Below are 22,984 nucleotides of genomic sequence, written 5' to 3' on the forward strand. Positions count from 1 at the left end.
AGAAGTTACCAAATGGCTAGAGAGTTCTCCTTGAAAAACACTCGTAACATCGGTATCATGGCTCACATCGATGCCGGTAAAACTACGACTACTGAGCGTATACTTTTCTACACAGGCCGTATCCATAAAATTGGTGAAACTCATGAAGGAGCTTCCCAAATGGACTGGATGGAACAAGAACAAGAACGCGGTATCACGATCACTTCCGCTGCTACAACTGCGCAGTGGAAAGGTCACCGTGTAAACATCATCGACACTCCAGGACACGTAGACTTCACTGTTGAGGTTGAACGTTCCCTGCGCGTACTTGATGGTGCGGTGGCTGTTCTTGATGCCCAATCTGGTGTTGAGCCTCAAACAGAAACAGTATGGCGCCAGGCTACTACTTATGGAGTTCCGCGTGTCGTATTCGTTAACAAAATGGATAAAATCGGCGCAGACTTCTTGTATTCTGTAAAAACAATGCACGACCGTCTTCAAGCTAATGCACATCCAATTCAGCTTCCAATCGGTGCTGAAGACAATTTCGTAGGTATCATTGATCTTGTTGAAAATGTTGCATACATTTATGAAGATGATTTGGGAACTAGCTCTGAAGCGATCGAAATCCCAGATGAGTACAAAGATCTTGCAGAAGAATACCGCGGCAAGTTAGTTGAAGCGGCTGCTGAACTTGATGAAGAACTAATGATGAAGTACCTTGAAGGTGAAGAGATTTCAGTTGAAGAATTGAAAGCTGCAATCCGTAAAGGAACTTGTGATGTTGAGTTCTATCCAGTTATCTGTGGTTCTGCCTTCAAAAATAAAGGTGTTCAGTTAATGCTTGATGCAGTTCTTGATTACCTTCCATCCCCATTAGATGTTCCTTCTATTAAAGGAACTCTGCCTGATTCTGAAGAAGAAGTTCTTCGCGAATCAAGCGATGAAGGTCCATTCTCGGCTCTTGCATTCAAAGTAATGACAGACCCTTATGTTGGTAAACTAACATTCTTCCGTGTGTATTCAGGTGTTCTGAATTCCGGATCTTATGTTCAAAACTCCACGAAGGGCAAGCGTGAGCGTGTAGGACGTATCCTGCAGATGCATGCTAACTCCCGTCAAGAAATTGCAACAGTATACGCAGGTGATATCGCAGCAGCAGTAGGTCTTAAAGACACTACTACTGGTGACACTCTATGTGATGAAAAGAATCTTGTTATTCTTGAATCTATGGAATTCCCAGAGCCGGTAATCTCTCTATCTGTTGAGCCAAAATCAAAAGCTGACCAAGACAAAATGTCTACAGCTTTAACAAAGCTTTCTGAAGAAGATCCAACATTCAAAGCACATACTGATCCTGAGACTGGTCAAACAATCATCTCCGGTATGGGTGAGCTTCACCTTGATATCATCGTTGACCGTATGAGACGCGAATTCAAAGTAGAAGCAAATGTTGGTGCTCCTCAAGTAGCCTATCGTGAAACTTTCCGTGCAGGCGCTAGAGTAGAAGGTAAGTTTGCCCGCCAATCAGGTGGACGCGGACAATTCGGACATGTTTGGATCGAATTCGAACCGAACGAAGAAGGCAAAGGCTTCGAATTTGCTAACAAAATTGTTGGTGGTGTAGTTCCTCGTGAATACGTACCAGCAGTTCAAGCAGGTCTTGAAGACTCCATGAAGAATGGTGTTCTTGCCGGCTATCCTTTGATCGACGTGAAAGCTGCTTTAGTTGATGGTTCATACCATGATGTTGACTCCAGTGAAATGGCGTTTAAAGTTGCGGCATCTCTTGCTCTTAAAAACGCGGTTTCTAAATGTAGCCCTGTAATCCTTGAGCCTGTTATGAAGGTTGAAGTTGTTATTCCAGATGAGTACATGGGTGATATCATGGGTGATATTACTTCCCGTCGTGGTCGTGTAGAAGGTATGGAAGCACGCGGTAACGCTCAAGTTGTTCGTGCTATGGTTCCTCTTTCCGAAATGTTTGGTTACGCAACTTCATTGCGTTCTAACACACAAGGTCGCGGAACATTCTCTATGCACTTTGATCACTATGAAGAAGTTCCAAAATCTATCGCTGAAGAAATCATCAAAAAAAATAAAGGCGAGTAATTGATTTATAGCCTTTGTTGAAGTATAACTACTTATGTAAGCTATGAAAGTGGAATATGTTTTCGCTTTCTAGCATCCATACTTATATTAAAATCATATTTTGAACTCTAAGGAGGATTTTCGAATGGGTAAAGAAAAATTCGACCGTTCCAAAACGCATGCCAATATTGGTACAATTGGACACGTTGACCACGGTAAAACAACTCTAACAGCTGCTATCACTACTGTACTTGCAAAACGCAGTGGTAAAGGTGCGGCAATGGCATATGACATGATCGACGCTGCTCCAGAAGAGCGCGAGCGCGGAATTACAATCTCAACTGCACACGTTGAGTATGAAACTGAGAGCCGTCACTATGCACACGTTGACTGCCCAGGACATGCTGACTATGTTAAAAACATGATCACTGGTGCTGCTCAAATGGACGGCGGAATCTTAGTAGTATCTGCTGCTGACGGTCCAATGCCACAAACTCGTGAGCATATCCTTCTTTCTCGTAACGTAGGTGTGCCTTACCTTGTAGTATTCCTTAACAAATGCGACATGGTTGACGATGAAGAGTTGCTTGAATTAGTAGAAATGGAAGTTCGTGACCTTCTTACTGAATATGACTTCCCTGGAGATGACGTTCCAGTTATCAAAGGTTCTGCTCTTAAAGCTCTTGAAGGCGAAGCTGAGTGGGAAGAAAAAATCGTTGAGCTTATGAACGCTGTTGATGAGTACATCCCAACTCCAGAACGCGACACTGACAAACCTTTCATGATGCCTGTTGAGGATGTATTCTCAATCACTGGCCGTGGAACAGTTGCTACTGGACGTGTTGAACGTGGACAAGTTAAAGTTGGAGACACTGTTGACATCATCGGTTTATCTGAAGAGCCAAAATCTACTACTGTAACTGGTGTTGAAATGTTCCGTAAACTTCTTGACTATGCTGAAGCTGGTGACAACATCGGTGCCCTTCTTCGTGGTGTAGCACGTGAAGATATCCAACGTGGACAAGTTCTTGCTAAGCCAGGAACAATCACTCCACACACAAATTTTAAAGCTGAAGTTTATGTTCTTTCAAAAGAAGAGGGTGGACGTCATACTCCATTCTTCTCTAACTATCGCCCACAGTTCTACTTCCGTACAACTGACGTAACTGGTGTTGTTCAACTTCCAGAAGGCGTTGAAATGGTAATGCCTGGCGATAATATTGAAATGACTGTTGAACTAATCTCTGCAATCGCGATCGAAGAAGGAACTCGCTTCTCTATCCGCGAAGGTGGACGTACTGTTGGTTCAGGCGTAGTTTCAACTATCAGCCAATAATACTAACAAACCAAAGGCAAGCGATTTGATCGCTTGCCTTTTTTTATTTTTCGGGTCAATAGTAGAGCAGTTGAATAACTACTTTGATAACTATTTCTAATTGATAAATAGAATAAAAAAACGTTCATGCTCCTTTTAAAAATAAAATTCATTTTCCTCTTACAAATCCGCAATTACGAGGCGCAATCCACTCAAGCAATTTTCAATTTCCTATTTTTAAAAAAGTTTCTTCTATATAAAATAGAACGTTATATTAACCTTAAGGAAAGATTGAAATTCCCAGGAAAAAAAGGTATAATGTTATAAGTGCGTTTAATGTAAAAGAAATTTATATTTCTTCTTGCATTGCCCGCCCGATTTTTATATAATAGTGAATGTTGGTCTTTGACTGCGATGATGTGGGAGGTTGCTGACACACCCGGCCGCTTTGCCATGGCGAGTGTGTGAGGGAAATTCTCACTGAGAACTGTCTATTATTAAGTAGGCGAAAAGGAGGGAAAGTAATGGCAAAACAAAAAATTCGTATTCGTTTGAAAGCATATGATCACAGAATCCTTGATCAGTCCGCTGAGAAGATTGTTGAAACTGCGAAACGTTCTGGTGCTAACGTATCAGGTCCGATTCCGCTTCCAACTGAGAAATCAATCTACACGATTCTTCGTGCGGTGCATAAATACAAAGATTCTCGCGAACAGTTTGAAATGCGTACTCACAAACGTCTAATCGACATTATCAATCCAACACCACAAACTGTTGATGCATTGATGCGTTTAGACTTGCCGTCAGGCGTAGATATCGAAATCAAACTATAATGTTTAAAAATAATAAAAAACTAGAAAATCAGGAGGTGTGACTTATGACCAAAGGAATCTTAGGTAGAAAAATTGGTATGACGCAAATCTTTGCTGAAAACGGTGATTTAATTCCGGTAACAGTTGTTGAGGCTGCTCCAAACGTTGTCCTTCAAGTAAAAAACGTTGATAATGACGGCTATGAATCCATTCAATTGGGTTTTGAAGACAAACGTGAAAAGCTGGCAAACAAACCGCAAAAAGGTCACGTTGCAAAAGCAAACACTGCGCCTAAGCGCTTCGTACGGGAGTTCCGTGAAGTTAGCGATGAGTATCAAATTGGTCAAGAAGTCAAGGTTGATATTTTCTCTGCAGGAGAAATCGTAGATGTAACAGGTATTTCAAAAGGTAAAGGATTCCAAGGCTCTATTAAACGCCACGGACAATCCCGCGGACCAATGTCCCACGGTTCCCGTTACCACCGTCGCCCAGGTTCAATGGGTCCTGTTGCTCCAAACCGTGTATTCAAGAACAAATTGCTGCCAGGACGTATGGGTGGAGAACAAATCACTGTACAAAACCTTGAGGTTGTTAGAGTGGACGCAGAGCGCAACCTTCTTCTAATCAAGGGTAATGTTCCTGGAGCTAAAAAAGCTCTTCTAACAGTAAAAAGTGCTGTTAAATCCAAATAATCTTCTTAGGGAAGGAGGAAAAAGATAATGCCTAAAGTAGCATTACTAAACCAAAGCGGATCCAATGTTGGAGAAATCGAACTGAATGATTCTGTTTTTGGTATTGAACCTAACAGCAGCGTTTTATTCGAAGCTGTTATCATGCAAAGAGCTTCCCAACGACAAGGAAGCCACAAAGTGAAAAATCGTTCTGAAGTTGCTGGCGGAGGCCGTAAACCTTGGCGCCAAAAAGGTACAGGTCGTGCACGTCAAGGATCTATCCGCTCACCACAATGGCGCGGCGGTGGTACTGTATTCGGCCCTACACCTCGCAGCTATGCTTACAAATTACCTAAAAAAGTTCGCCGTCTAGCGATTAAATCGGCTTTATCATCTAAAGTACAAGACAGCAATATCGTTGTTATTGAGGATCTTGCTCTAGAAGCAGTGAAAACCAAAGAAATGGTTTCAATCCTTAAAGGTCTTTCTGTCGATACAAAAGCGTTGATCGTAACTGCTGATGTTAATGAAACAGTAGCACTTTCTGCACGCAACATCCCTGGTGTTATTGTGCTTGAAGCAACTGCACTTAACGTTTTAGATGTACTTAACCATGAGAAGCTTATCATTACGAAAGCAGCGGTGGAAAAAGTAGAGGAGGTGCTTGCATAATGAAAGACCCACGTGATATCATTAAGCGCCCCGTAATCACTGAACGTTCAACAGACGCTATGGCTGACAAAAAGTATACGTTTGAAGTTGACGTTAAAGCCAATAAAACACAAGTTAAAGACGCGATTGAAGCAATCTTCGGCGTGAAGGTTGAAAAAGTCAACGTTATGAACTATAAAGGCAAGTTTAAACGAGTTGGCCGTTACAGCGGACTAACAAATCGCCGCAGAAAAGCGATCATTAAACTTACTGCAGACAGCAAAGAAATCGAACTATTTGAAGTTTAATATAAAAGTGAAGGAGGGAAACCAAGATGGCGATTAAAAAATACAAACCGACCTCCAACGGTCGTCGTGGAATGACAGTTTCTGATTTCGCTGAAATCACAACTGACAAACCGGAAAAATCGTTGCTTGCGCCGCTTAGCAAAAATGCTGGCCGTAACAACCAAGGTAAAATCACTGTACGTCATCAAGGCGGTGGACATAAACGTCAATATCGTATCATTGACTTTAAACGTGACAAAGATGGTATACCTGGACGCGTTGCTACAGTTGAGTACGATCCGAACCGCTCAGCAAACATTGCACTAATCAACTATGTTGATGGTGAAAAACGTTATATCCTAGCTCCAAAAAACCTTAAAGTTGGAATGGAAATCATGTCTGGAACTGAAGCAGACATTAAAGTGGGTAACGCACTTCCACTTCAAAACATTCCAGTAGGTACAGTAATCCACAATATCGAGCTTAAACCTGGAAAAGGCGGACAATTGGTTCGTTCTGCAGGTACTTCTGCACAGGTTCTTGGTAAAGAAGGAAAATATGTGCTTGTACGCTTGAACTCTGGTGAGGTTCGCATGATTCTTTCAACTTGCCGCGCTTCAATCGGTCAAGTAGGCAATGAACAGCATGAACTTATCAACATCGGTAAAGCTGGACGTTCCCGCTGGTTAGGCAAACGCCCTACAGTTCGTGGTTCCGTAATGAACCCTAATGACCATCCGCACGGTGGTGGTGAAGGACGCGCTCCAATCGGACGTAAATCACCAATGTCACCATGGGGTAAACCAACTCTTGGCGCGAAAACTCGCAAAAAGACAAACAAATCCGATAAATTTATCGTACGCCGTCGTAAAAAATAACGTGATCTTTCTACGGTTCCTAAGAACCGTAGTACAGTCACGAAGGGAGGTACCAGAATGGGTCGCAGTCTAAAAAAAGGACCATTTGTTGATGACCACTTGATGAAGAAAATCGAAGTTCTTAACGAAGGAGACAAGAAACAAGTTATTAAAACTTGGTCTCGCCGTTCAACTATTTTCCCGCAATTCATCGGTCATACAGTAGCAGTTTATGATGGACGCAAACATGTTCCAGTTTATGTAACTGAAGATATGGTAGGGCACAAACTTGGTGAGTTCGCTCCTTCGCGCACATACAAAGGCCATGCCAACGATGATAAAAAAACAAAACGCTAATTGAGAGGAGGCACTTAAATGCAAGCTAAAGCTGTTGCTAGAACAGTTCGTATTGCTCCTCGTAAAGCACGTTTAGTAATGGACTTAATTCGAGGTAAGCAAGTAGGTGAAGCAGTTGCTATTCTTCGTCACACTCCGAAGGCAGCTTCTCCGATTATTGAAAAAGTATTGAATTCCGCTGTAGCAAACGCTGAGCACAACTATGAGATGGACATTAACGCTCTTATGGTAACTGAGGCATTCGTAGATGAAGGCCCAACACTAAAACGTTTCCGTCCACGCGCTCAAGGCCGTGCCAGTGCAATTAACAAACGTACGAGTCACATCACGATCGTCGTAACAGAAAAGAAGGAGGGATAATCAGTGGGTCAAAAGGTAAATCCAGTCGGTCTTCGTATCGGAGTCATCCGTGATTGGGAATCCAAGTGGTACGCAGGCAAAGACTATGCAGCTCTTCTACATGAAGATTTAAAAGTCCGTGAATACATCAACAAACGCCTTAGCGACGCTTCTGTTTCTAAAGTTGAAATCGAACGTGCTGCTAACCGTGTGAATATCACGATCCACACTGCTAAGCCAGGTATGGTTATCGGTAAAGGCGGTACTGAAGTCGAAGCACTTCGTAAAGCTCTTAACGAACTTACTGGTAAACGCGTGCACATTAACATTCTTGAAATCAAAAGAGCAGATCTTGATGCTAAACTAGTAGCTGACAACATCGCTCGTCAATTGGAAAACCGTATTTCTTTCCGTCGTGCTCAAAAGCAAGCGCTCCAACGCACAATGCGTTCCGGCGCTCAAGGAATTAAAACAATGGTTTCCGGTCGTCTTGGCGGTGCAGATATCGCTCGTTCAGAACATTACAGTGAAGGAACTGTTCCTCTACACACACTTCGTGCAGATATTGATTACGGCACATCAGAAGCAGATACAACTTACGGTAAATTAGGCGTTAAAGTATGGATCTATCGTGGAGAGGTTCTTCCTACTAAGAAGAAAACAGAGGAAGGAGGAAAATAATATGTTGTTGCCAAAACGCGTTAAATATCGCAGAGAGCATCGCGGAAAAATGCGCGGTCGTGCTAAAGGCGGTTCTGAAGTACATTTCGGTGAATTTGGTATTCAAGCTCTTGAAGCATCATGGATTACAAACCGTCAAATTGAGGCTGCTCGTATTGCGATGACTCGTTACATGAAACGTGGCGGTAAAGTCTGGATTAAAATTTTCCCTTCCAAGCCATATACAGCTAAACCTCTTGAGGTCCGCATGGGTTCCGGTAAAGGTGCTCCGGAAGGTTGGGTAGCAGTTGTTAAACCAGGCAAAGTATTATTTGAAATTGCCGGTGTTCCTGAAGAAGTAGCTCGAGAAGCGCTTCGTCTAGCAGCTCACAAATTGCCAATTAAAACAAAATTCGTTAGACGCGAGGAAATTGGTGGTGAATCTAATGAAAAGTAATGAAATTCGTGACCTTACCACTGCTGAAATCGAACAAAACGTAAAATCACTTAAAGAAGAGCTTTTCAACCTTCGCTTCCAATTAGCGACAGGACAACTTGAAAATACTGCTCGCATTCGTGAAGTACGCAAATCCATCGCCCGTATGAAAACTGTTGTACGTGAAAGAGAGATTGCTGCGAATAATCGTTAAACCTGAGAGGAGGTTAGCAGAATGAGTGAACGCAACCAACGTAAGGGCTACACTGGCCGTGTAGTCTCTGATAAAATGGATAAAACGATCACAGTTCTTGTAGAAACTTACAAAACACATTCACTTTACGGCAAGCGCGTAAAGTATTCCAAAAAATTCAAAGCTCATGACGATAACAACCAAGCTAAAATCGGAGATATCGTAAGAATTATGGAAACACGTCCATTGTCTGCTACGAAACGTTTCCGTTTAGTTGAAATCGTTGAAGAAGCTATTATTATCTAATATTGCTCGGAAACAAGTTCCGAAGGGAGGTAACTTGAATGATTCAACAAGAATCTCGCTTAAAAGTAGCTGATAACTCTGGTGCCCGTGAAGTCCTTGCAATTAAAGTGCTAGGTGGATCTGGCCGCAAAACAGCTAACATTGGTGATGTAATTGTTTGCACGGTAAAACAAGCAACACCAGGAGGCGTTGTTAAAAAAGGTGACGTAGTAAAAGCTGTTGTGGTTCGTACAAAACGCGGTGTTCGCCGTAACGACGGAACTTACATCCGCTTTGACGAAAATGCTTGTGTCATCATTCGTGACGACAAAAGCCCGCGTGGTACACGTATTTTCGGACCTGTTGCTCGTGAACTTCGTGACAACAGCTTCATGAAAATCGTTTCTCTAGCTCCAGAAGTTTTATAATAGAAAACTCAATGCCTTACAAGGAGGTGCGAATAGGATGCATGTAAAAAAAGGTGATAAAGTTATGGTTATCTCTGGTAAGGATAAAGGCAAGCAAGGTACTGTTCTTGAAGCTTATCCGAAAAAAGAGCGTGTGCTAGTTGAAGGAATCAACATCGTTAAAAAGCACGCGAAACCAACTCAAGAAAATCCTCAAGGTGGTATTCTTAACCAAGAGGCGCCGGTCCATGTATCAAACGTCATGCTTATCGATCCAAAATCTGGTGAGCCAACTCGTGTTGGTTACAAGGTTGAAGACGGCAAGAAAGTACGTGTAGCAAAAAAATCTGGTGAATCTTTAGATAAATAGTAACTAAGGAAGGGAGGTCTCCTATAATGAACCGCCTTAAAGAAAAGTATACAAAAGAAATGACACCTGCATTAATGAGCAAGTTCAGCTATAAATCAGTAATGCAAGTACCTAAACTTGAGAAGATCGTTATCAACATGGGTGTTGGTGATGCAGTATCTAACTCAAAATCTCTTGACAGCGCAGTTGAAGAACTAACTTCTATTGCTGGTCAAAAACCGGTAATCACTCGTGCTAAAAAATCAATCGCTGGTTTCCGTTTACGTGAAGGCATGCCGATCGGAGCGAAAGTAACTCTTCGCGGAGAGCGCATGTATGAATTCCTAGACAAACTAGTTTCTGTTTCTTTACCTCGTGTACGTGACTTCCGAGGAATTTCTAAAAAATCCTTTGATGGCCGCGGTAACTACACTCTTGGTGTTAAAGAACAATTGATCTTCCCTGAAATTGATTACGATAAAGTAACCAAGGTTCGCGGAATGGACATCGTTATTGTTACAACTGCTAACACTGACGAAGAAGCTCGTGAATTACTTACTCAGTTCGGAATGCCGTTCCAAAAATAATCGTCAAAGGGAGGCGAAAACGTGGCAAAAAAATCCATGATTGCGAAACAAAAACGCACTCAAAAGTTTAAAGTCCAGGAGTACACTCGTTGCGAACGCTGTGGACGTCCACATTCCGTTATTCGGAAATTTAAGCTTTGCCGTATTTGTTTCCGTGAACTTGCACATAAAGGTCAGATTCCTGGCGTTAAAAAAGCTAGCTGGTAATACCCCATAATGGGAAGGAGGTTATTTTACTATGGTAATGACAGATCCAATTGCTGATTTGCTTACTCGCATCCGTAATGCGAATATGGTACGTCATGATAAATTAGAGGTTCCTGCTTCTAAAATCAAAAAAGAGATCGCTGAAATTCTTAAGCGTGAAGGTTTTGTACGTGACGTAGAATACGTGGAAGACAACAAACAAGGTGTAATCCGTATTTTCCTTAAATATGGTTCTAACAACGAACGTGTAATTACTGGTTTAAAACGTATCAGTAAGCCTGGTCTTCGTGTTTATGCTAAAGCAACTGAAGTACCTCGCGTACTTAACGGCTTAGGTATTGCAATCATTTCAACTTCTCAAGGTGTCTTAACTGACAAAGAAGCCCGTGCTAAACAGGCTGGCGGAGAAGTATTAGCATACGTTTGGTAATAAGTTAAAAAGAATGGAGGTGTAAAGTATGTCTCGTGTAGGTAAAAAACCACTTGAGATTCCATCTGGTGTAACAGTTACAATGAACGATAACACTGTTACAGTTAAAGGTCCCAAAGGTGAATTGACTCGTACATTTCATCCAGATATCAACATTTCTGTAGAAGACAACGTACTTTTTGTAACACGTCCTTCTGATCAGAAAGTGCACCGTGCTCTTCACGGTACAACACGCAGCCTTCTTGGGAACATGGTTGAAGGTGTATCCAAAGGCTTCGAAAGAGGATTGGAACTAGTCGGTGTCGGTTACCGTGCTACTAAATCCGGAAACAAACTTGTTCTTAATGTTGGTTACTCTCACCCAGTTGAGATCACACCTGAACAAGGTATCGAAATTGAAGTACCTTCTCAAACAAAAGTTATTGTTAAAGGTACTGATAAAGAACGCGTTGGTGCAATTGCTTCCAACATCCGTGCTACTCGTCCGCCAGAGCCTTACAAAGGCAAAGGGATCCGTTACGAAGGCGAAATGGTTCGTCGTAAAGAAGGTAAAACTGCTAAGTAATGCGGCTTAAAGGTTAAGAAAGGAGTGACGTAGATGATTACGAAACCAAGTAAAAATTCAGTCCGTAAAAGAAGACATGCACGTGTTCGTGCGAAACTTTTTGGAACTGCTGAGAGACCACGTTTGAACGTGTTCCGCTCCAACAAGCACATCTATGCACAATTGATCGACGATACAAACGGTGTAACAGTCGTTAGCGCTTCTACTATAGAAAAAGATCTTAATCTTGAATCTACTGCTAACACTGAAGCAGCCCAAAAAGTCGGCGAATTGGTTGCACAGCGTGCGATTGAAAAAGGTCATAAATCTATCGTATTTGATCGCGGTGGATATCTATACCATGGTCGTATTAAAGCTCTTGCTGACGCTGCCCGCGAAGCTGGACTTGAATTTTAATAAAAAGGAGGGACACACAGAATGCGTCGTATTGACTCAAACAAACTAGAACTTGAAGAACGCGTAGTTACCGTTAACCGTGTAGCTAAAGTTGTAAAAGGTGGACGCCGTTTCCGCTTCGCTGCTCTTGTTGTAGTTGGCGACAAAAATGGTAACGTCGGTTTTGGTACCGGTAAAGCCCAAGAGGTTCCGGAAGCAATCCGCAAAGCCATCGAAGATGCTAAGAAAAATCTTATTGCAGTGCCAATGGTTGGTACTACTATTCCACACGAAGTCATCGGACAATTTGGTGCTGGAAATATCCTATTGAAACCTGCTTCTGAAGGTACAGGAGTTATCGCTGGCGGACCTGTCCGTGCGGTTCTTGAACTTGCAGGCGTTGGTGACATCCTTTCAAAATCTCTAGGATCCAACACACCAATCAACATGATTCGGGCTACTCTTCAAGGCCTATCTCGCCTGAAGCGTGCTGAAGATGTTGCAAAGCTTCGTGGAAAATCTGTCGAAGAACTGTTAGGATAAGGAGGGAAAGATAATGTCAAACAAATTAGCGATCACCCTCACTCGCAGTGTAATCGGTCGTCCGGAAGACCAGCGTGTAACAGTTAAAACACTGGGACTAAAAAAAATGCACCAAACTGTAGTGCATGAAGATAACGCTGCTATCCGCGGTATGATCAACAAAGTTAGCCATTTAGTTACTGTAACTGAACAATAAGAAACGCTTTAAAATTAAGGAGGTGTCCCTATGAAACTTCATGAATTGAAACCTGCAGAAGGATCCCGTAAAGAACGTAACCGTGTTGGTCGCGGTATCGGTTCAGGTAACGGTAAAACAGCTGGTAAAGGTCATAAAGGTCAAAACGCTCGTTCTGGCGGTGGAGTTCGTCCTGGATTCGAGGGTGGTCAAACACCTTTGTTCAGACGTTTGCCGAAACGCGGATTTACGAACATCAACCGTAAAGAATACGCTGTTGTGAATCTTGAAAGACTTAACCGCTTTGAAGAAGGTACTGAAGTTACTCCTGAATTGCTTCTTGAAACTGGCGTTGTCAGCAACTTGAAAGCTGGAGTAAAAATCCTTGGTACTGGATCTTTAGAGAAAAAGCTTACAATCAAAGCAAACAAATTCTCCTCTTCTGCGAAAGAAGCAATTGAGGCTGCTGGCGGTACAGCTGAGGTGATTTAATGTTTAAAACAATCTCCAATTTTTTGCGCGTGGGTGATATACGAAACAAAATCATATTCACCCTTTTAATGCTTATTGTTTTTCGGATTGGTTCATTCATTCCAGTGCCTTTTGTTAACGCGAAGGTGTTAACAGCACAGGATCCAACTAATGCTTTTAGTGTTCTTAATACATTTGGGGGCGGAAGCTTATACCGTTTCTCAATTCTGGCAATGGGGATTATGCCGTATATTACGGCATCCATCATTGTGCAGCTTTTGCAAATGGATGTCATTCCAAAATTTACTGAATGGTCGAAGCAAGGTGAAGTTGGAAGACGCAAACTTGCTCAGTTTACAAGATACTTTACAATCATCCTGGGTTTCATCCAGGCAATTGGCATGTCCATCGGGTTTAACAATATGTCCAGAGGGATGCTGATCTCAAACCCTAGCTGGACTACTTACCTGATGATTGCTCTTGTATTGACTGCAGGTACTGCTTTCTTAATGTGGCTCGGTGAACAAATTACAGCTAAAGGGGTCGGGAATGGTATTTCCGTCATTATCTTTGCTGGAATTGTTTCCGGTATACCGCATACACTTGGACAGATTTATTCAACGGAATTCCAAAACGCCGGAAGCCAGCTATTTATTAAAATAGTAACAATGGTTCTTCTTGCGGTAGCGATTCTTGCTGTCATTGTAGGAGTTATCTACATTCAGCAGGCACTTCGCAAAATTCCGATTCAATATGCTAAACGTGTATCAGGCACTGGACCTGTTGGAGGCCAGTCAACACATCTTCCTTTGAAGGTTAACCCGGCTGGTGTAATTCCTGTAATTTTTGCAGTTTCCTTTATCATTGCACCGCCTACGATTGCATCGTTCTTCGGAACCAATGATGTTACAGATTGGATCAAGTACAATTTCACTTACACAAGACCGTTTGGAATGGCCTTGTATGTAGTTCTGATCGTTGCTTTTACTTATTTTTATGCATTTGTTCAGGTTAACCCGGAACAAATGGCAGATAATCTGAAAAAGCAGGGCGGCTATATACCAGGAATTCGTCCCGGAAAAAGCACTCAAGAGTATGTCACAAAAGTTCTATATCGCTTAACGTTTGTTGGATCAATCTTCTTGGCAGTTATTGCAGTACTTCCTGTGTTCTTTATTCAGATTGCTGGTCTGCCTCAACAAACGCAGATTGGCGGAACAAGCTTATTGATCATCATAGGTGTCGCACTTGAAACAATGAAACAGCTCGAGAGTCAGCTTGTGAAACGTCATTATAAAGGATTTATCAAACAGTGAGGTTATGGGAAGCTGATTCCCATTCCCTCTAATAGAGACTCAGGGGGAATTTTGGAATGAATCTAGTTTTAATGGGTTTGCCAGGTGCCGGAAAAGGTACTCAGGCGGAGCGATTAGTAGAAGAATACAAGGTCCCTCACATCTCAACAGGGGATATGTTCCGAGCTGCCATTAAAGAAGAAACTGATCTCGGGCTAGAAGCAAAATCCTTCATGGATAAAGGGGAACTGGTACCTGATGAAGTCACGATTGGTATTGTCCGCGAAAGATTGGGCAAGAATGATTGTGAAAAAGGGTTCCTTTTAGATGGTTTCCCGCGTACAGTAGCCCAAGCAGAAGCGCTTGAAGGCATACTTGCTGACATGAACCGGAGAATCGACTATGTTATCAACATCAAAGTTGATCAGGATATTCTGTTGGAACGCCTGACTGGGCGCCGAATTTGCAAAAATTGCGGTGCTACCTATCATCTAGTGTTCAACCCGCCTGCGAAAGAAGGCGTGTGTGATAAATGCGGAGGAGAGCTTTATCAGCGCGAAGATGACAACGAGGAAACAGTAGGGAAACGTTTGGAAGTAAACCTTAAACAGACAAAACCGCTGCTCGATTTCTACGAAGAAAAAGGATATTTGAGAAACATCAATGGCCAGCAGGATATTGGCCAGGTGTTCGAAGATATTAAAGGGCTGCTTGGAGGCAAAGTTCAATGATTATCTGCAAAACGCCGCGTGAGATCGAAATTATGCGGAAAGCAGGACGAATCGTTGCTTTAACGCACCAGGAGCTAATGAAACATGTACTACCTGGTATTACTACCAAAGAATTGGATGCAATTGCCGAAAAGTTTATACGTCAAAATGATGCAATCCCATCATTTAAAGGGTATAATGGATTTCGCGGAAGCATCTGTGCTTCTGTAAATGAGGAACTCGTTCATGGAATACCCGGTGACCGGGTGCTGCATGAAGGGGATGTCATTAGCATTGATATCGGTGCTAAATACAACGGCTATCATGGTGACTCCGCATGGACTTATGCAGTCGGAACCGTTTCCGAGGAAACAGAAAAGCTGCTGAAGGTCACAGAAGAGTCTTTATATAAAGGGCTTGAAGAAGCAAAACCGGGCGAAAGGCTGTCTAACATTTCTCATGCCATACAAACGTATGCAGAAGGTAATGGTTTTTCCATCGTAAGGGAGTATGTCGGACACGGAGTCGGGCAGGAGCTTCACGAAGATCCCCAGATTCCGCATTACGGGCCTCCAGGCAAAGGACCGCGCCTGAAACCGGGCATGGTGCTAGCTATTGAACCGATGGTGAACGCAGGCAGTCGTTATGTAAAAACATTGTCTGATAACTGGACGGTTGTAACAGTTGATGGGAAAATGTGTGCTCACTATGAGCATACGATTGCTATAACTGAAACGGGCTTTGAGATCCTGACCAAAGCATAAGTGAAGGTGGAAATGCTTGAACGAAATTGATGCAGGGACTCCTTCGATCGGGCAGTTTGTCCGGGAATCGAAAGGAAAAAATACAGGGCAGTATGCCATTGTGATCTTAATCCTTGATCATCCATTCGTACTTGTGGCAGATGGAGAGAAGCGCACATTTCAATCTCCCAAGAAGAAGAACGTCAACCATTTAGAGTTCTTTGATTGCTTATCTCCGGAAGTTCAGAGCAGTTTAGCTGAAACTGGTCGTGTGACAAATGGAAAACTGCGCTATGCACTTGCAAAGTTTGTCAATGAACAAGTTGCTGATTTGAAGAAGGGAGAACAATTGAATGGCGAAAGACGATGTAATTGAAGTGGAAGGCACGGTCCAAGAGACTCTGCCAAATGCAATGTTCAAAGTGGAACTTGAAAACGGTCATACTGTTTTGGCACATGTATCCGGCAAAATTCGGATGCACTTCATTCGCATTTTACCTGGAGACAAGGTTACGGTTGAATTATCTCCATATGACTTAACCCGTGGCAGAATTACGTACCGATTCAAATAAGACACTCCGAACGACTAAGGAGGTTGGAAAAATCATGAAGGTTAGACCATCCGTGAAACCGATCTGCGAAAAATGCAAAGTTATCCGCAGACGAGGAAAAGTCATGGTTATTTGTGAGAATCCGAAGCATAAACAAAAACAAGGATAATTAAGAAGGAGGTGCAGCTATAATATGGCTCGTATTGCTGGTGTAGATATTCCCCGCGAAAAACGCGTTGTTATTTCTTTGACATATATTTTCGGAATCGGCCGTACAACTGCTCAGAAAGTTCTAGCTGAAGCTGGAGTTTCTGAAGATACTCGTGTACGTGACTTAACTGAAGAAGAACTTGGAAAGATCCGTGATCTCATCGACAAGCTGAAAGTTGAAGGTGACCTTCGCCGTGAAGTATCCCTTAACATCAAACGCCTGATTGAAATCGGAAGCTTCCGTGGCCTTCGTCATCGCCGCGGCTTACCTGTTCGTGGACAAAACACTAAAAACAATGCTCGTACTCGTAAAGGCCCTCGCCGTACTGTTGCGAACAAAAAGAAATAAGGTAAAGGAGGTTAATCATCAATGGCACGTAAAACAAACACTCGTAAACGCCGTGTAAAAAAGAATATTGAAACTGGTATCGCGCATATCCGTTCAACTTTCAACAACACGATCGTAACAATTACTGACTCCCATGGTAATGCTCTTTCTTGGTCAAGTGCTGGTGCGCTAGGATTCAGAGGTTCTCGTAAATCTACTCCTTTCGCTGCGCAAATGGCTGCAGAAACAGCTGCTAAAACATCCATAGAGCATGGTATGAAAACCCTTGAGGTTACTGTTAAAGGACCTGGTTCAGGCCGTGAAGCTGCGATTCGTGCTCTTCAAGCTGCTGGTCTTGAGGTTACAGCTATCAGAGACGTAACTCCAGTTCCTCATAATGGCTGCCGTCCGCCAAAACGCCGTCGTGTGTAATATTTCTGTATAGATTTTGTATCCCTGTCTATAATGGGTTATGATACAGTATATTAAATAGAGCAAACTTTTAACTTCTATTGTTATGCACATTCGGGACATTATAATGGGGAATTTCGGTTAGACCCATAGATTTGGAGTTGTCTAGCCGGGGTTTCGACGTTTTGAAGGAGGGTTTTATTGAATGATAGAGATTGAAAAACCAAAAATCGAAACGGTTGAAATCAGCGATGATGCCAAATATGGCAAATTCGTCGTCGAACCACTCGAGCGCGGATATGGTACTACTTTGGGTAACTCCTTACGTCGTATCCTTTTATCCTCACTTCCTGGTGCCGCTGTAACATCAATCCAGATGGATGGAGTACTGCATGAGTTTTCTACTGTAGAAGGCGTTGTGGAAGATGTTACAACGATCATTCTAAACATCAAAAAACTTGCTCTCAAAATCTATTCAGAAGAAGAAAAAACATTGGAAATCGATGTTCAGGGTGACGGTACAATTACTGCTGCTGATATTACTCATGATAGTGATATCGATATTTTGAATCCTGATCTTCATATTGCGACTCTTTCAAAAGATGCGCATTTCAGAATGAGATTGACAGCAAGACGCGGACGCGGATATACTCCTGCAGATGCAAACAAACGTGAAGATCAGCCAATTGGCGTTATTCCGATTGACTCCATATATACTCCGGTTGCACGTGTATCCTATCAGGTTGAAAAGACCAGGGTAGGCCAGGTTGCAAACTACGATAAGCTGACTTTGGATGTTTGGACTGACGGAAGCAATGGCCCTCAGGAGTCGGTTGCTCTTGGTGCCAAAATTTTAACCGAGCATCTTAACATCTTTGTAGGCCTTACTGATGAAGCACAAAATGCTGAAATCATGGTCGAAAAAGAAGAAGATCAAAAAGAAAAAGTTCTAGAGATGACAATTGAAGAGCTTGATCTATCTGTACGTTCTTATAACTGTTTAAAACGTGCCGGGATCAACACAGTTCAAGAGCTTGCGAACAAGACTGAGGAAGACATGATGAAAGTTCGTAATCTGGGTCGCAAATCTCTTGAAGAAGTTAAAGCGAAACTTGAAGAACTTGGCTTAGGTCTTCGTAAAGATGACTGAAGATGACTAGTTAAAAAGTTAACTAGTATTTTCGTGCGTTTCTATATATTCAACGAAGGAGGGGACATCACATGTCATACAGAAAATTAGGTCGTACTAGTGCTCAGCGTAAAGCTATGCTTCGCGATTTGACTACTGATTTAATCATCAGCGAACGTATTGAAACTACTGAGGCACGTGCTAAAGAACTGCGTTCTACTGTTGAGAAAATGATTACTTTGGGTAAACGTGGAGATCTTCATGCACGCCGTCAGGCAGCAGCTTACATTCGTAACGAAGTAGCTAATGAAGAAGGAAACGAAGATGCATTGCAAAAACTTTTTGCTGACATCTCAACTCGTTACCAAGAGCGTCAAGGCGGTTATACTCGTATAATGAAGCTTGGACCTCGTCGCGGCGATGGTGCACCAATGGTTATCATCGAATTAGTTTAATTCTATACTTGCGTTAAATAAAAGGGCAGGACAGTTATCAAACTTGTTCATTGCCCTTTTTTTACAAGAGGCATTAAAAGCATTTGTTAATGCCTATAAAGCGGATCTGCAAGGATCTCTATGAGCTTTGCAGGGAGCCTATTACCAAACTGCGTACACGGCGGACATCTATATGTCCGCCGAAGCCAGTTGGACAAGTTTTTTTTAGAAGAGAATTGCAGAGAGAAGCCATTAGGCTTTAGAGGAGGCGCTTAAGCATGGGGAATGAAATCGTTCGGGTTGAAGGTGTATCTTTCAGCTACAATGAAGAAGAAAAGCCTGCTTTAAACGACGTTCATTTTAATGTTAATAAAGGCGAATGGCTGGCAATTGTCGGACATAATGGATCAGGGAAATCAACAATGGCGAGAATTCTAAATGGATTGCTTCTTCCGAATCATGGATCAGTTACAGTATCCGGCTTGGTTCTTCAGGAGGAAAATGTCTGGCATATCCGTAAAAAAGTAGGTATGGTTTTTCAAAATCCTGATAACCAATTTGTAGGAACAACGGTTAAGGATGATGTGGCTTTTGGTTTGGAAAACCAGGGCGTGCCGAGGGACGAAATGGTTAAGAGAGTAGAATGGGCAACCCGGCAAGTTCAGATGGATCATTTTCTTGATCAAGAGCCGCACCATCTCTCAGGAGGCCAAAAGCAGCGTGTCGCTATTGCGGGAGTCATCGCAGTGCAGCCTGAGATTATTATTTTAGATGAAGCAACCTCTATGCTTGATCCAAGCGGAAGAGAAGAAGTAATGGAAACCGTACGTGCTTTAAAAGAAAAAGGAATGATCACAGTCATTTCCATTACTCATGATCTGGAGGAAGCTGCGAAAGCTGATCGGATTATTGTCATGAACAACGGGTGTAAATTTGCTGAAGGAACACCAGAAGAGATTTTCTCAATGGGAGAAAGCCTCGTGAAGATTGGACTGGACTTGCCATTTTCCTTCAAATTAAGCCGCATGCTTAGAGAAGCAGGCGTGCCTGTTCAAAAGAATCATCTTACGGAAGAAGGATTGGTGAATGAATTATGGACATTACGATCAAGAACCTAGAGCATCGTTATAACATTCGTTCACCTTTTGAAAGGCTTGCTTTATATGATGTGAATCTTGCCATCGAGGAAGGCTCCTATACGGCAGTTATCGGCCATACAGGCTCAGGGAAATCCACTTTCCTTCAGCATCTGAATGGTTTGCTGAAGCCGACAAAAGGGTCAATAACAATCGGAGATAAAGAAATCAAAGCAGGAGTAAAGCAAAAAAACCTGAAGTCTTTGAGGAAAAAGGTTGGGATAGTGTTTCAGTTTCCTGAACATCAGCTGTTTGAAGAAACGGTTGAAAAGGATATAGCTTTTGGCCCTAAAAATTTTGGTTCCTCTGAGGATGAAGCCATTCAAAAGGCGCATTTAGCAATTGAAAAGGTTGGTCTTCCCGCTCACCTTCTGACCCGCTCTCCGTTTGAACTCAGCGGCGGGCAAATGCGCAGGGTGGCAATAGCAGGTGTTCTTGCTATGGAGCCTGAAATCCTCGTATTGGATGAACCAACTGCAGGTCTTGATCCGCATGGCAGAAAAGAAATTATGGATATGTTCTATAGACTGCATAAGGAACAGAACATGACCACTATCCTTGTCACCCACAGCATGGAGGATGCTGCAAGATACGCTGATGAAATTGTCGTGATGGAAAAAGGGACGATCCGGCTTAAGGGACGGCCGGAAGAAGTTTTTGCAGAAAGCGAAACACTTTCTTCCATTGGATTGGATCTGCCGGAAACCATTAAATTTCAACGAATGCTTGCAGAGAAGTTCGGCCTTCCATTACATGAAATGCCTCTAACAGCAGAAGGGACGGTTGACCTTGTCAAACGTCTTTATATGGAAGGGGCTGAAATGTAAATGGACAGTATCATTATTGGAAAGTATGTTCCTGGCGAATCTCTGATTCACAGAATGGATCCGAGAGCCAAACTCCTGACCATCTTTTTTTACGTTTTCATTGTATTCCTCGCAAACAATACGCTAACGTACGCTTTGCTTGGAATCTTTACCATAATCATAGTCGGTATGACAAGGCTGCCTGTCCGATTTTTGCTCAATGGGCTTAAACCGGTCATATGGATTGTTCTTTTTACCTTTCTCTTGCACATCCTTGTAACAAAAGATGGACCTGTGCTGCTTGATTTGCATTTTCTGACGATCCATGAAGAGGGAGTAAGGCAAGGGATTTACATCTCACTGCGCTTTTTTTACCTCATTCTTGTTACAACGATATTGACGCTGACGACTACTCCTATTGAAGTAACAGACGGGCTTGAAACGCTTTTAAACCCTTTTAAAAAGCTTCGTTTGCCTGTGCACGAACTGGCTTTAATGATGTCGATCTCTTTGCGTTTCATTCCAACCCTTATGGATGAAACAGAAAAGATTATGAAGGCTCAAATGGCGAGAGGGGTTGACTTTACTTCAGGTCCTCTTACGGATCGAATTAAATCAATTATTCCACTCCTTGTTCCGCTCTTTATCAGTGCCTTTAAACGGGCTGAAGAATTGGCGACAGCGATGGAAGCAAGGGGTTATCAGGGCGGAGAAGGCAGGACCAAATACAGGCTGTTAGAGTGGAAGGGCATCGATACCATGATGCTTGTCATCCTGGCTATAGTAACCATTCTGCTTTTCCTGTTCAGAAGCTAGGGGGATCCCATGAGATTAAAATGCAAGATATCATACGATGGGACGGGCTTCAGCGGTTACCAGGTTCAGCCTGGGAAACGCACAGTGCAAGGAGAAGTGGAAAAGGCGCTTTCTGTTCTTCATAAAAATAAACCGGTTAAAGTCACTGCTTCCGGGAGAACAGACGCTGGTGTACATGCTGCAGGCCAGATCATTCATTTTGATACAGAGTTATCTATTCCTATGGAGCGATGGCCAAAAGCCCTCTGTTCCCTTTTGCCGGAAGATATTGTCCTATCAGAAGCAGAAGAAGTCCCGGCTGATTTTCATGCGCGTTTTGATGTGAAGCAAAAAGAGTATCGCTATATGATCAACAGGGCTATAATGCCAAATGTTTTTACAAGGAACCAAGCTTATCATTATCCTTATACGCTGAACATAAGCTCAATGGAAGAAGCAGGTAAGCTATTGACTGGAACTCATGACTTCACGAGCTTTTGTTCGGCCAAAACAGAAGTGGAAGACAGGGTCCGCACCATATACCAATTTGAAATACTGGAAGAGGGAGACTTATTAATATTCCGATTTGCCGGCAGCGGTTTTCTTTACAATATGGTAAGAATTCTCACGGGTACATTGCTTGATGCTGGCAGAGGAGTTATAAAGCCTGAAGCTATTCCGGCAATCATGGAAGCTAAAGACAGAAACCGATCGGGTAAGACAGCACCGGCTCATGGATTGTATTTATGGCGTGTGGATTATGACAACTAAACCTGGTGTAACATTTCCTTGACATTGCGGTTTAGACGTTATATCATATCATATGGTATGTATTTCATCCCCACGAGAAAGCCCCGGAAAGTCTTAATCGTGTTTTGAAATAGAACTTGATAATATAAATGTTTTATGGACATGAAAATTCTAGGAGGATAAATAATGCGTACAACGTATATGGCGAAAGCTAATGAAATTGACCGTAAATGGCTCGTTGTAGATGCTGAAGGCAAAACACTAGGCCGTCTTGCAAGTGAAGTAGCATCTATCTTACGTGGTAAGTACAAACCAACTTACACACCAAATGTTGATACTGGAGACCACGTGATTATCATCAACGCTGAAAAAATTGAACTAACAGGCAAAAAATTGACTGACAAAATTTACTACCGTCACAGCCAATTCCCTGGCGGTCTTAAAACAAGAACTGCTTTGGAAATGCGTACAAACTACGCTGAAAAAATGCTTGAACTAGCTGTAAAAGGCATGCTTCCAAAGAATTCCCTAGGACGTCAAATGTTCAAAAAACTTCATGTATATACTGGTGCAGAGCATCCGCATGAAGCACAAAAACCTGAAGTTTACGAACTTCGCGGATAATTAAAAAGGAGGTTATTAAT

38 protein-coding genes are annotated in these 22,984 nt (G+C 42.5%); all 38 read left to right on the top strand.

All coding sequences use genetic code 11. The annotated features are described in order from the left end of the window. The first annotated feature begins 12 nt into the window (after window positions 1–12). Window positions 13–2,091 carry an elongation factor G gene (fusA, locus tag ACOT8F_RS19130; protein ID WP_421653540.1) on the top strand — a complete coding sequence of 693 codons (2,079 nt, stop codon included), beginning with the start codon at window positions 13–15 and terminating at the stop codon, window positions 2,089–2,091. Window positions 2,092–2,215: 124 nt separating this feature from the next. Beyond that, the gene (gene tuf, locus ACOT8F_RS19135) at window positions 2,216–3,406 is read left to right on the top strand and encodes an elongation factor Tu (protein WP_421653541.1); all 1,191 of its coding nucleotides are present in this window, start codon (window positions 2,216–2,218) and stop codon (window positions 3,404–3,406) included. Between the two features lie 503 nt (window positions 3,407–3,909). After that, window positions 3,910–4,218: a 30S ribosomal protein S10 gene (gene rpsJ, locus ACOT8F_RS19140; protein WP_029282834.1), complete on the top strand. Its 309-nt coding sequence runs from the start codon at window positions 3,910–3,912 to the stop codon at window positions 4,216–4,218. 44 nt (window positions 4,219–4,262) lie between these two features. After that, window positions 4,263–4,889 carry a 50S ribosomal protein L3 gene (gene rplC, locus ACOT8F_RS19145; protein ID WP_421653542.1) on the top strand — a complete coding sequence of 209 codons (627 nt, stop codon included), beginning with the start codon at window positions 4,263–4,265 and terminating at the stop codon, window positions 4,887–4,889. Between the two features lie 27 nt (window positions 4,890–4,916). Next, window positions 4,917–5,540: a 50S ribosomal protein L4 gene (rplD, locus tag ACOT8F_RS19150; protein ID WP_421653543.1), complete on the top strand. Its 624-nt coding sequence runs from the start codon at window positions 4,917–4,919 to the stop codon at window positions 5,538–5,540. Next, window positions 5,540–5,827, top strand: a complete 288-nt coding sequence (gene rplW / locus ACOT8F_RS19155) for a 50S ribosomal protein L23 (RefSeq protein ID WP_421653544.1) — start codon at window positions 5,540–5,542, stop codon at window positions 5,825–5,827. The genes rplD and rplW overlap by 1 nt, the downstream gene beginning before the upstream one ends. Window positions 5,828–5,853: 26 nt before the next feature. Continuing rightward, entirely contained in the window at window positions 5,854–6,684 is an 831-nt protein-coding gene (rplB, locus tag ACOT8F_RS19160; RefSeq protein WP_421653545.1) for a 50S ribosomal protein L2, read from the top strand. 57 nt (window positions 6,685–6,741) lie between these two features. Further along, on the top strand, window positions 6,742–7,020 hold the full coding sequence (gene rpsS / locus ACOT8F_RS19165; protein ID WP_421653546.1) for a 30S ribosomal protein S19: 279 nt from the start codon (window positions 6,742–6,744) through the stop codon (window positions 7,018–7,020). Between the two features lie 18 nt (window positions 7,021–7,038). Next, the gene (rplV, locus tag ACOT8F_RS19170; RefSeq protein WP_421653547.1) at window positions 7,039–7,380 is read left to right on the top strand and encodes a 50S ribosomal protein L22; all 342 of its coding nucleotides are present in this window, start codon (window positions 7,039–7,041) and stop codon (window positions 7,378–7,380) included. 3 nt (window positions 7,381–7,383) lie between these two features. Beyond that, window positions 7,384–8,040: a 30S ribosomal protein S3 gene (gene rpsC / locus ACOT8F_RS19175; RefSeq protein WP_421653548.1), complete on the top strand. Its 657-nt coding sequence runs from the start codon at window positions 7,384–7,386 to the stop codon at window positions 8,038–8,040. Window position 8,041: 1 nt separating this feature from the next. Further along, window positions 8,042–8,476, top strand: a complete 435-nt coding sequence (gene rplP, locus ACOT8F_RS19180) for a 50S ribosomal protein L16 (RefSeq protein ID WP_231791235.1) — start codon at window positions 8,042–8,044, stop codon at window positions 8,474–8,476. Next, on the top strand, window positions 8,466–8,669 hold the full coding sequence (gene rpmC / locus ACOT8F_RS19185; RefSeq protein WP_231791236.1) for a 50S ribosomal protein L29: 204 nt from the start codon (window positions 8,466–8,468) through the stop codon (window positions 8,667–8,669). Before rplP ends, rpmC begins: the two co-directional genes overlap by 11 nt. Before the next feature lie 21 nt (window positions 8,670–8,690). Continuing rightward, the gene (gene rpsQ, locus ACOT8F_RS19190) at window positions 8,691–8,954 is read left to right on the top strand and encodes a 30S ribosomal protein S17 (protein ID WP_421653549.1); all 264 of its coding nucleotides are present in this window, start codon (window positions 8,691–8,693) and stop codon (window positions 8,952–8,954) included. 38 nt (window positions 8,955–8,992) lie between these two features. Continuing rightward, window positions 8,993–9,361 carry a 50S ribosomal protein L14 gene (rplN, locus tag ACOT8F_RS19195; protein ID WP_421653550.1) on the top strand — a complete coding sequence of 123 codons (369 nt, stop codon included), beginning with the start codon at window positions 8,993–8,995 and terminating at the stop codon, window positions 9,359–9,361. 37 nt (window positions 9,362–9,398) lie between these two features. Beyond that, entirely contained in the window at window positions 9,399–9,710 is a 312-nt protein-coding gene (rplX, locus tag ACOT8F_RS19200; RefSeq protein WP_421653551.1) for a 50S ribosomal protein L24, read from the top strand. 26 nt (window positions 9,711–9,736) lie between these two features. Beyond that, a complete protein-coding gene (rplE, locus tag ACOT8F_RS19205; protein ID WP_421653552.1) occupies window positions 9,737–10,276 on the top strand; it encodes a 50S ribosomal protein L5 in 540 nt (179 codons plus the stop codon). 21 nt (window positions 10,277–10,297) lie between these two features. Beyond that, window positions 10,298–10,483, top strand: coding sequence for a 30S ribosomal protein S14 (rpsN, locus tag ACOT8F_RS19210; RefSeq protein WP_421653553.1), 186 nt, complete (start codon window positions 10,298–10,300; stop codon window positions 10,481–10,483). A 31-nt stretch (window positions 10,484–10,514) separates the two neighbouring features. Beyond that, on the top strand, window positions 10,515–10,913 hold the full coding sequence (rpsH, locus tag ACOT8F_RS19215) for a 30S ribosomal protein S8 (RefSeq protein WP_231791242.1): 399 nt from the start codon (window positions 10,515–10,517) through the stop codon (window positions 10,911–10,913). 28 nt (window positions 10,914–10,941) lie between these two features. Next, entirely contained in the window at window positions 10,942–11,478 is a 537-nt protein-coding gene (gene rplF / locus ACOT8F_RS19220) for a 50S ribosomal protein L6 (RefSeq protein WP_421653554.1), read from the top strand. Between the two features lie 33 nt (window positions 11,479–11,511). Then, complete coding sequence (gene rplR / locus ACOT8F_RS19225; RefSeq protein WP_421653555.1) at window positions 11,512–11,874, top strand: 50S ribosomal protein L18; 363 nt, start codon at window positions 11,512–11,514, stop codon at window positions 11,872–11,874. 21 nt (window positions 11,875–11,895) lie between these two features. After that, window positions 11,896–12,396, top strand: coding sequence for a 30S ribosomal protein S5 (rpsE, locus tag ACOT8F_RS19230; RefSeq protein ID WP_421653556.1), 501 nt, complete (start codon window positions 11,896–11,898; stop codon window positions 12,394–12,396). A gap of 13 nt (window positions 12,397–12,409) precedes the next feature. Beyond that, window positions 12,410–12,592 carry a 50S ribosomal protein L30 gene (rpmD, locus tag ACOT8F_RS19235; protein WP_421653557.1) on the top strand — a complete coding sequence of 61 codons (183 nt, stop codon included), beginning with the start codon at window positions 12,410–12,412 and terminating at the stop codon, window positions 12,590–12,592. 30 nt (window positions 12,593–12,622) lie between these two features. Further along, entirely contained in the window at window positions 12,623–13,063 is a 441-nt protein-coding gene (rplO, locus tag ACOT8F_RS19240) for a 50S ribosomal protein L15 (protein ID WP_421653558.1), read from the top strand. Further along, complete coding sequence (gene secY, locus ACOT8F_RS19245; RefSeq protein ID WP_421653559.1) at window positions 13,063–14,358, top strand: preprotein translocase subunit SecY; 1,296 nt, start codon at window positions 13,063–13,065, stop codon at window positions 14,356–14,358. The genes rplO and secY overlap by 1 nt, the downstream gene beginning before the upstream one ends. A 56-nt stretch (window positions 14,359–14,414) precedes the next feature. Beyond that, entirely contained in the window at window positions 14,415–15,068 is a 654-nt protein-coding gene (locus ACOT8F_RS19250; protein WP_421653560.1) for an adenylate kinase, read from the top strand. Further along, a complete protein-coding gene (map, locus tag ACOT8F_RS19255; RefSeq protein ID WP_421653561.1) occupies window positions 15,065–15,811 on the top strand; it encodes a type I methionyl aminopeptidase in 747 nt (248 codons plus the stop codon). Before ACOT8F_RS19250 ends, map begins: the two co-directional genes overlap by 4 nt. Window positions 15,812–15,827: 16 nt before the next feature. Beyond that, on the top strand, window positions 15,828–16,166 hold the full coding sequence (locus ACOT8F_RS19260; RefSeq protein ID WP_421653562.1) for an RNA-binding protein: 339 nt from the start codon (window positions 15,828–15,830) through the stop codon (window positions 16,164–16,166). Further along, a complete protein-coding gene (gene infA / locus ACOT8F_RS19265; RefSeq protein ID WP_028390440.1) occupies window positions 16,144–16,362 on the top strand; it encodes a translation initiation factor IF-1 in 219 nt (72 codons plus the stop codon). Before ACOT8F_RS19260 ends, infA begins: the two co-directional genes overlap by 23 nt. A 34-nt stretch (window positions 16,363–16,396) precedes the next feature. After that, window positions 16,397–16,510: a 50S ribosomal protein L36 gene (gene rpmJ / locus ACOT8F_RS19270; protein WP_000868344.1), complete on the top strand. Its 114-nt coding sequence runs from the start codon at window positions 16,397–16,399 to the stop codon at window positions 16,508–16,510. A gap of 24 nt (window positions 16,511–16,534) precedes the next feature. Beyond that, a complete protein-coding gene (gene rpsM / locus ACOT8F_RS19275; protein ID WP_421653563.1) occupies window positions 16,535–16,900 on the top strand; it encodes a 30S ribosomal protein S13 in 366 nt (121 codons plus the stop codon). 21 nt (window positions 16,901–16,921) lie between these two features. Next, window positions 16,922–17,311, top strand: a complete 390-nt coding sequence (rpsK, locus tag ACOT8F_RS19280) for a 30S ribosomal protein S11 (RefSeq protein WP_231791253.1) — start codon at window positions 16,922–16,924, stop codon at window positions 17,309–17,311. A gap of 184 nt (window positions 17,312–17,495) precedes the next feature. Continuing rightward, window positions 17,496–18,440, top strand: a complete 945-nt coding sequence (locus ACOT8F_RS19285) for a DNA-directed RNA polymerase subunit alpha (protein ID WP_421653564.1) — start codon at window positions 17,496–17,498, stop codon at window positions 18,438–18,440. 71 nt (window positions 18,441–18,511) lie between these two features. Further along, a complete protein-coding gene (rplQ, locus tag ACOT8F_RS19290; protein ID WP_421653565.1) occupies window positions 18,512–18,874 on the top strand; it encodes a 50S ribosomal protein L17 in 363 nt (120 codons plus the stop codon). Between the two features lie 257 nt (window positions 18,875–19,131). After that, window positions 19,132–19,971: an energy-coupling factor ABC transporter ATP-binding protein gene (locus ACOT8F_RS19295; protein WP_421653566.1), complete on the top strand. Its 840-nt coding sequence runs from the start codon at window positions 19,132–19,134 to the stop codon at window positions 19,969–19,971. Next, the gene (locus ACOT8F_RS19300) at window positions 19,947–20,816 is read left to right on the top strand and encodes an energy-coupling factor ABC transporter ATP-binding protein (RefSeq protein WP_421653567.1); all 870 of its coding nucleotides are present in this window, start codon (window positions 19,947–19,949) and stop codon (window positions 20,814–20,816) included. Before ACOT8F_RS19295 ends, ACOT8F_RS19300 begins: the two co-directional genes overlap by 25 nt. Beyond that, entirely contained in the window at window positions 20,817–21,611 is a 795-nt protein-coding gene (locus tag ACOT8F_RS19305; RefSeq protein WP_421653568.1) for an energy-coupling factor transporter transmembrane component T family protein, read from the top strand. A gap of 9 nt (window positions 21,612–21,620) precedes the next feature. Beyond that, window positions 21,621–22,361 carry a tRNA pseudouridine(38-40) synthase TruA gene (gene truA, locus ACOT8F_RS19310; RefSeq protein WP_421653569.1) on the top strand — a complete coding sequence of 247 codons (741 nt, stop codon included), beginning with the start codon at window positions 21,621–21,623 and terminating at the stop codon, window positions 22,359–22,361. Window positions 22,362–22,526: 165 nt separating this feature from the next. Next, complete coding sequence (gene rplM, locus ACOT8F_RS19315) at window positions 22,527–22,964, top strand: 50S ribosomal protein L13 (RefSeq protein WP_421653570.1); 438 nt, start codon at window positions 22,527–22,529, stop codon at window positions 22,962–22,964. Window positions 22,965–22,984 lie beyond the last annotated feature (20 nt).

It is taken from the genome of Chryseobacillus diguaensis, assembly GCF_049220665.1.
Lineage (GTDB): Bacteria > Bacillota > Bacilli > Bacillales > Bacillaceae > Metabacillus_B.